The following is an 8,063-nucleotide window of genomic DNA, read 5'->3' as shown; positions in this document are numbered from 1 at the left end:
GAAGTGACGGGCGAGGTGGTCCTGTGCGTAGTCGGGACCGTGAATCATCGCCACCGTCGACGGTTCGACGGCCCTGGCGAACTTCAACAAGCCGGATTGTGCGGCATGGGCGCTGAGGCCGTCCACCGTTTCGACCCATTCCGTCGGAACGGTCGCTCGGGTGGTCCGCTCGAATCCGTCGTCGGTCTCGACGCGCGTCCACGCCACGGAATCGGAACTCGGCCAGTCCGTCCCGAACGGCGTCGCGTCCGGCGTGGTCGTCACTTCGTCCTCCCCGGCGTCGAGGTAGTTTTGAAGCGTCCGCCCGGTCGTCCCCTTCGACTGATAGCCGGTGAGGAACACCTTCGCGTCCTCGAACCGGGCCGCGAACTCGACGAGATACCGCGGGGAATGCCCGCCGGTCAGCATCCCGGAGGGCGCGATGACGACGGGGACGGTCCCTCCCGACAGCGGGTCCGTATCGGTGAGCAGTTCCCGTCGCTCCTCGTCGTTCCGCGGAAACCCGGCACCGTCCGGAAGGAAGGGGCGGTCCTGCCCGCTGTTTTTCGCGCGGTTGACGATGGATTCGTCCATGTAGGTGTCGTCCAACACGTACTCGTGATAGATTTCAGTCGCGTCCTGGGCCATCCCGTCCACGACGAGTTGTACCCGTGAGCCGATGTCGCCCGGATGCGACGTAAACCGCTCCTTGAACAGCAGTTGAAGGAGCTGTGCCCGGCCGACCGCGAACGTCGGGATGAGAACGGGTTGACGGTTTTCGACAGCCTGCGCGACGGCGGCGAACAGTCCCGACCGCGCGTCGTGCATCGACGTGTGACTGTGCTGGCTGCCGTACGTGGACTCCGTCAGGAGAACGTCCGCACCGGGCGGCGACTGGACGTCCGGTAGATGGGTCGCACGCCCGCCGATATCCCCCGAGAAGACAACTCGGTAGCCTCCCGTTTGGAGCATGAGCCACGACGAACCGAGGAGATGGCCCGCGTTCCCGTACTGGAAGACCAGCGGTTCCTCGTCGGGCGTCGGGGCGAACGGCTCGACGCGGCCTCCGCCGTAGTCCACCGGTTCGAAGCGTTCGAAGACCGCATCGACGTGTTGCCGGTCGAACCGCTGTTCGGTGCCGGGGCGCTGTGTCTCACGCCTGTGGATGTGGAGCGAATCTTCGAGGAGGAGCTTTGCGAGGGCGATGGTCGGCGGCGTGGCCAGGATCGGCGCGTCGTCGTCCAACAGCCCGTTCGCTTCGAGGACGGGGAGCCCACCGCAGTGGTCGATGTGTGCGTGCGTGAGGAACACGGCGTCCACCCCTTCGAGCGAGAGTCCCCGGAAATCGGGAAACGTCTCGCCGGACCCTTGGCGCAGACCACAATCGACGAGGTACGTCGCGTGTTCCGTATCGACCTGGTAGCAACTCCGTCCGACTTCGCGTGTGCCGCCGCGCGGCGTGACGACCAGTGGGGTGTTCCCGTCCGGAAGAGCGTCGAAGTGTTCGAGCGGGTCGAACTCCGGTCCCGCGTCAGCCGGGAGCCACGGCGTGTCAGTGTCAAATTCGGTCATTGTTTCGCGCTCGTACGCCGAGCGTCGTTCGAAGTAAACGGCGCTCGGCACCAAGCAGTAAAAAAAACGGGATGCCGCGATCATAAACCCGTCCATGGGATGCGCGGTCATTCCACGTCGCTCAGATCACGCTCCAGGTGGTCGAGTCGGTCTTCGAGGTCGTCGATCTGTCGTTGCTGTTCGAGGAGCATGGAGAACAGTGCGGGAATCTCCACGGGTTGGGGATGTTGGTGGGGGTGTTGGAACCCGCTCGCGTCGGCGTGTGCGCGTGCGAACTCGAAGAGCCGATCGAACACCAGTTGGTCGTCACGCCGGAGACCGCGTCGATACGGCGTCCAGCGGCTTTCCATTGCGCGGAGCAGGTCTCGGTACGTCGTAGTCGTTCGACTCATGGACGCACCTCGATTCCGTGAGCCACCTCGTAGCGCGTGGCGTCGATTCCATTTTCGAGGGGCGAAACCGTCGATTCGTGCTGTGCTGTCATCACAATTACTCTATCCGCCGCCGGAACCATAGGCAAGACCGGGTTGTTTCCGACGCTTCCGAAACTCGCTATCAGCGCAGTCGATAGGTCCGCGCTCGGTTCTTTCCCTCGGCGACGACGAGCCGATAGTGTTCCATCTTCGAGAGGTGGTTCCGAACCGTTCGGTTCGTCTTCGGGTTCTCGACGCGCTCCCGGTACGCATCGTACAGGTCGCCCGGCGCGAGTTCACCGGTTTCGTCCAAAATGTCGTAGAGGGCGCGTTGATGGGAGTTGAGTTGGTCGATGGTTTTCTGCCGGACTTCGTGGCGTCCGTTCGGTATCGCTTCCCGGACGATATCGACCGTGATGTGGTCGGCGTCGCCCTGCTCGGCGCGACGTGCCGCATTCCTGAGGATCCCGATCGCGATCCGTGCGTCGCCCGCCGCCGCGTCGGCGATCAGTTCGAGTTGGCGGTTTCCGATTGCGTCTTCCGAAAGTCCCCACTGGGCGCGGGCACGGAGGATCGAGACGAGTTCGTCGAGGTGGTACTTCTCGAACGGAACCCGAACGCACGTCCGAAGCCGACTCGCCAAGCGACCGTCGAGGTGTGAAAACAGTTCGTCCTCGTGATTCGTGATGAGTACCATCGAAATCGTCGGCATTCGATACAGATCGTAGAGAACGCTCTTGTCTTCGAGTTGGTCGACTTCATCCAGGATGACGACGAACTGCGGCCCGTCGTACCGCTGGAGGCGGTCGAGGAGTTCGTCCTTCGGCGTCGAGCGACGGTGGATGTTGACGGTTCGGCCGATGCCTTCGAGGATCCGATAGAGCACCTGAAACCGCGTGTAATCCTGCCAACAGTTGACGTACTGTCGGTTGATGTCGAGGACGTTCTCGCGCAACCGGTCGGTGGTGAACTTGGCGATACAGGTCTTTCCCGCGCCCGATGGGCCCAACAGGAGCGAGGTTTCGCCGTTCTGCCCGTCCATGATGGGTTTGAGCGTGTTCGATAACGTGTTGATTTCCTCGTTTCGATGCTCGACCTCTTCGGGAACGAACTGTGGTTGCAGGACGCGAGCATCGTGAATCATATGAAAGTGTGTATTCCGGCCGTCATAATAAACGGAAGTGGGCGGTTTCCGATTCTTCCGAAAGCGACATCGTTCGTATCTGCGGCGTTCGGGACATCGCCCACGTCAGCAGTATCGACCATCAATCGGACTGTTCCTCACGATACGCCGCGACGATACGCTCGATACGTTCGCCGAACGTTCGGTTGGAAGCCGAAGTTCCTAACACGGTCGTCGAAAAAGGGGAAAGCATGTGGCCATGGGGACACCTCGCCGTCGGCTATCTCCTGTATTCGTTCTGGTGCCGAGCCGATGACCGTTCACCGTCCGCAGTCGGAACGGTCGCAGTCGCGTTCGGCACGCAGTTTCCGGATTTGGTCGACAAACCGCTCGCGTGGACGTTTGCCGTACTTCCGACCGGACGAACGTTAACGCACTCCCTGTTGACAGCCACACTGCTCCTCGGACTGCTGTGGATCGGCGCTCGTCGATCCGAAAGGCGGATTCCGCTGGGTGCGTTCGCCATCGGCTACCTGAGTCACCTCGCGATGGATTCCGTGCATCCGCTTCTGCAAGGGAGACTCGCGGACGTGAGCTTCCTGCTGTGGCCCGTCCTTTCCCCCCCGTCGTACGAGACGTCAAAGAGCTTCTCCGCTCATTTCGCGAACTTCGGCCTGACCCCGTTCGTCCTCCTTCAGTTCGCGCTCGCCGGGATCGCGCTCGGCGTCTGGATCGCCGATGGCTCTCCGGGAATTGCCGAACTGCGTGACCTGTGGTCGGGAATAACGCAGAACCATGTCGGAGAGCGGTGACGAACGTGAGACGGGAACAGCGATGGACGTGAATCGGAGAACGGTGACGAACGTGAACCGGGAAAGGGGAAGCGCTGGCCGGAAGCGATGGGGTTCAAGCAAGTTGCTGGACAATCACGGGTATGGCGCTTCCAAACGGAGTGTACGATCTTCCGATAGATGTCTCGGTCGGCGACCGAGAGATGACGCTCACCCCGACGGCCGTCGAGACGCCGCGTGGCCTCCTCCTTCTCGACGTCGGGATGCCTGACGGTATCGATGACCTCACCGGTGCGCTCGATGACGAAGGGCTGGACCTCGACGACACGTGGGCGGTCGTCCTCACGCATCAGGATATCGACCACGCTGGCTGTCTCGCGGCGGTCGTCGAACGAACCGACGCCGTCGTGTTCGCACACGAAGCGGACGCGCCGTACATCGAGGGCGAAAAGGAACTGCTGAAATCGAGCGAGGAACGCCCCATGGCGATCGATCCGACGACGATCGATGTCCGTCTTACCGGTGACGAGACGTTCACGACCGACGCCGGGCCGATGGAGATTATCCACACACCCGGACACACACCAGGGCACGTCTCCTGTTACTTCCCCGACGAGGAGTTGTTGGTCACGGCCGACGCGCTAAACGCGCCCGAGGGAGAACTCGTCGGCCCACGCGAAGGCGCAACCCCCGAGATGGAAACGGCGTGGGGGAGCGTCGAAACGATTGCGACCCACGACATCGACCACGCGGTCTGCTTTCACGGCGGCTACGTCGAGGACGGAACGGAGCGGATCGAGGCGCTGCTTGCGGATCGGTAACCGCTTCGGCGGACGTTCCCCTCCAGCCAGACCGTGATCGGACCCCACCGTTTCCACTAATAGCCGGACATGAACTCGGCACGAACTCGATGGTAGAAATGGAGATACGGCAACGGTAATCGGCGGGTGTCGAAAGAATTCCTTACCAACCGTCGTACCACCGTATCCCGATTTTTAGATCCCGCCGCGATACTGGAAACGGTGGGGTGTGTCCGTCCGTATCGTCTTGAACCTTTACTGGAAATTGTGGGGTCCGCCGTATCCCCATTCTCGACGTAGGCGGTCGAATTTTGGCTCGATAACGGACATCCGACCGCTCACGATTGCCCGACGCTATCGCATCGACGACAACCCGCAGTTTAAGCAGCGAGTCAGTCTCGATGACGAACGTATCTCATCGACGGGTCAATCTTGACGATTCAGAGCGCATGGGGACTGGGGTAGGTACCGCGAGCACGAACTCAACCGCGACATCGTGACCGTCGTCGATGCGCTTCAAACGACGATCAGCGAGGTCGATGCTCATCGAAGCGTTCTGGAATACCTTCCCGACTCCGGTGAAGAGTTCACTACGATATGAGTTCAAAAATTAATTACTCACAGAGGACAGGATTCGATACGCACTGGTGCGCGAATACGCGATGTCGAACTGCTCCGCCACGAGACGCTGGACGAGCGGGATGTTCCACTCCTCTGCGTCGTAACCGGCCGCTTTGGGGGAGTTCCGTAGCAACCGAAGGAGTTCGTCCCGTTCTTCCCCCCCGAGCTTCGGCGGCCGACCGGAACGAGGCTTGTCGCTGGCCGCGTTCCGGATGGACTCCTCCTCGAATCGTTGCAGCCAGTTATAAATGGTCTTGCGGGAGAGGCCGTACCAGTCGGCCAACTCCGTCTGTGAGACGCCCTGTTTGTACGCGATCGCGGCCATGATCCGTTTCGTGGTGGTGGCGTCGTCCGCGTCCTGCAGTGCCTCCCGAAGCGCGGCCGTCGAGACGTCCTCCAGTTGTGCCATCGTCCTGTACGACAGAAAGAGTGAGTAAATAATTTTGGGATATATGCTGGAAAGTCGAGAGATTACTGTAACATCTCGATCTTGCACACATCGGCTACCGTGATATCGATTACAAGAGTAGCTGTGTAATACAACGATGATTGCGCAATTGCCGGTGATGACTGTCGTAGAAACGAGGCAGGGAGATTCGGTACAGTCTGCATCGGTTAGTTGGCCCTGTTCGTTTCCGCTATGAAGATCACCACCCCTTAGTGGCTCGTCCGAAACGATTCGAGGGCGACTGCTTTATCCCTTATATTCGTATCTTTTCCTCCGAATGGCTGTCTTTGTATCGCAACATGTGATTTATACACTACCAATAGCTCTGCAGTTGTCCGATTTCAATCGGCGGACTCGGTATCATTTGTCCCGGTAGCGACCCGATTTCCATCTCCGTGCCGAAAATCCAGATCGGCGAAATAGCAACCCGGTCCGTACCTCGGACAACCGGGTGCGCGTTTCCGTGGTACGGAAAGTCAGTAACTCGACGGTGCCAAGGCGTCGATGGTCCGTTCGACCATTCCTTCGTCGGCGTTGCTCGGAATCGTCACTATCGGTCGCGTGATGCAGTCGATTTCGCTGACCGCTCGGAACTGCTCTCGGGCCCGTTCCGGTGTTCCTGCGACTCCGAGCGCCTCGACCATTTCATTGGTGACGTTCGCGGCGGCAGCCTCGCGATCACCGTTCCGCCACGCCTCGGCGACCGCCGAGGCGTCCGTCGGGAACCGCTGGGCGACCGCCTGCTCGTAGCCGCGACCGTTGCCGACGTAGTAGGCGACGTGACCCCGGATGGCGTCCTTGGCCGCCGCAACGTCGTCACTGACGGCGGCGGGTACGTACGGTGCAACGTCGATGGCGTCGTCACGACCGGCCGCCTCGGCTTGGTCGGCGATGTACGAGAACGCCTCATCGAGGTCCGGAAACGGGATGTTGTGCGGAATCCAGCCGTCACAGAGCCGTGCGACGACCCGACGGTTCGCCCGCCCGAGCGCGGCGTGGTAGATGGGTACGTCGGCGTCCAGTGACGGGAAATCCCGAACGGTGAAGATTTCCCCGTCGTATTCGACACGGCCGTCCTCTCCGAGGAATTTCGAGGTCAGTTCGATGGTTTCGTGCGCCCGTCGAACCGGATTGGGATCGTCCCATTTCATCCCGTGAAGGTCCTCGATGGCTTTTTTCGTCGACGTCCCGACGCCGAGTCGAAATCGACCGTCGGAGACTTCGTCGAGCGTCGCCGCGGTCATCGCCAGTACGGCGGGCGTCCGCGAGAAGACGTTGACGATCGCCGTTCCAAGCTCGACGGTGTCGGTGTGGGCTGCGATGTCGGTGAGTTGGACGACCGAACTCGTTCCCCAGAGTTCGCCGAGCCAGAGGCCGTCGTAGCCGAGCGACTCGGCACGGACGCTAATCTCGGTGTGATCGAGGGTGGTCACCTGGGGCAACAGTAGATCGGTTGGCATGGTCTATCGCACGCCGTGGCGTATGAAAAATCGATAGGGTGGACTCGATCAAATCAGTCAGGCCCCACCCCTCAAACCGAGTGAATGGCAGACAACGGGGGGACACCGGACACCGAGTGAATTCGGAAATACACGAACGAATGGGAAGAACGAGCACCCCCACCCCTCAAACCGAGTGAAATGGTTCGAAGGGGTCCCCCCCTCGAATGGCGTCAGACGTTTGGCTGACAAGCGGCGGACACCCCTCGAACCGAGTGAAAGACGACGGTAAACGGTATGGAGACAACGTGAAAGCGGAAGGTGAGAACGGTTCTCTAGCGGCGTCTTTCCCGCTCCTCTTTCGCGTATATTATATATTTTACTATATAGGTAAACAACACAACTAGGTTACTTCCTAAACAACTAGAAGAAGTGTTCTAGGAACAATTTACAAAGAGACGATGCTACCACCGCTCGTCTTTTATATACTCCTCCCCGTGCAACCGTCATTCCCCTTCACCCCTCCGAACCTCATTTCACTCGGTATGGGGGGTGGGGGGCTATACGATTACAATCCCTGAAAACACGTTCTCGTTCCGGACAAACGAGGATTTCACACAATTCACTCGGTTCGAGGTCGGTAGCTTTATCTTTATGCCACTCGGTCACATAACGTAATGACCGACGCGGAGAAGGACGAGGGCTTGGACGGCGAATCGGACTCTCCCGACGCCGATAGGGAGGGTGACCTACGGGATTTCGGCGGCGAATCGGCGTCATCGAGGCGGTACGACAACGGCGACAACGGCGACAACGGCGACAACGGCGACAACGGCGACAACGACGACAACGACGACAGTCACGATGAGGACGACTA

The 8,063-nt window shown here is 60.2% G+C and carries 7 protein-coding genes and 2 pseudogenes; 4 read left to right on the top strand and 5 right to left on the bottom strand.

Annotation, left to right across the window (positions count from 1 at the left end; all coding sequences use genetic code 11):
- From WBV42_RS20510 to WBV42_RS20500, 3 genes are all read right to left on the bottom strand, one after another.
- Positions 1-1,551 (bottom strand): MBL fold metallo-hydrolase (locus WBV42_RS20510; RefSeq protein ID WP_423987679.1); only part of this gene is annotated, 1,551 nt, incomplete at its 3' end.
- Positions 1,552-1,658: 107 nt separating this feature from the next.
- Positions 1,659-1,943: a hypothetical protein gene (locus tag WBV42_RS20505; RefSeq protein WP_423987678.1), complete on the bottom strand. Its 285-nt coding sequence runs from the start codon at positions 1,941-1,943 to the stop codon at positions 1,659-1,661.
- 163 nt (positions 1,944-2,106) lie between these two features.
- Entirely contained in the window at positions 2,107-3,108 is a 1,002-nt protein-coding gene (locus tag WBV42_RS20500; protein WP_423987677.1) for a Cdc6/Cdc18 family protein, read from the bottom strand.
- Positions 3,109-3,116: 8 nt separating this feature from the next.
- Here WBV42_RS20500 and WBV42_RS20495 point away from each other — a divergent pair, with 8 nt between their 5' ends.
- From WBV42_RS20495 to WBV42_RS20485, 3 genes and pseudogenes are all read left to right on the top strand, one after another.
- The gene (locus tag WBV42_RS20495; RefSeq protein WP_423987676.1) at positions 3,117-3,899 is read left to right on the top strand and encodes a metal-dependent hydrolase; all 783 of its coding nucleotides are present in this window, start codon (positions 3,117-3,119) and stop codon (positions 3,897-3,899) included.
- A 122-nt stretch (positions 3,900-4,021) separates the two neighbouring features.
- Positions 4,022-4,699: an MBL fold metallo-hydrolase gene (locus WBV42_RS20490; protein ID WP_423987675.1), complete on the top strand. Its 678-nt coding sequence runs from the start codon at positions 4,022-4,024 to the stop codon at positions 4,697-4,699.
- Between the two features lie 433 nt (positions 4,700-5,132).
- A pseudogene (locus WBV42_RS20485) lies at positions 5,133-5,279 on the top strand (cell division control protein Cdc6); the annotation flags it as partial.
- A 9-nt stretch (positions 5,280-5,288) separates the two neighbouring features.
- On the opposite strand, the gene WBV42_RS20480 reads toward WBV42_RS20485, so the two are convergent.
- Together WBV42_RS20480 and WBV42_RS20475 are read right to left on the bottom strand one after the other, a co-directional pair.
- Positions 5,289-5,708 carry a helix-turn-helix domain-containing protein gene (locus tag WBV42_RS20480; RefSeq protein ID WP_423987674.1) on the bottom strand — a complete coding sequence of 140 codons (420 nt, stop codon included), beginning with the start codon at positions 5,706-5,708 and terminating at the stop codon, positions 5,289-5,291.
- 515 nt (positions 5,709-6,223) lie between these two features.
- Positions 6,224-7,207, bottom strand: coding sequence for an LLM class flavin-dependent oxidoreductase (locus WBV42_RS20475; RefSeq protein WP_423987673.1), 984 nt, complete (start codon positions 7,205-7,207; stop codon positions 6,224-6,226).
- Positions 7,208-7,863: 656 nt separating this feature from the next.
- On the opposite strand from WBV42_RS20475, the pseudogene WBV42_RS20470 reads away from it, so the two are divergent.
- A pseudogene (locus tag WBV42_RS20470) lies at positions 7,864-8,063 on the top strand (hypothetical protein); the annotation flags it as partial.

Source organism: Haladaptatus sp., from assembly GCF_049589095.1.
Taxonomy (GTDB): domain Archaea; phylum Halobacteriota; class Halobacteria; order Halobacteriales; family Haladaptataceae; genus Haladaptatus.
The sequence above is the reverse complement of the archived record's forward strand: the minus strand, read 5'-3'. Positions and strand labels throughout refer to the sequence as shown.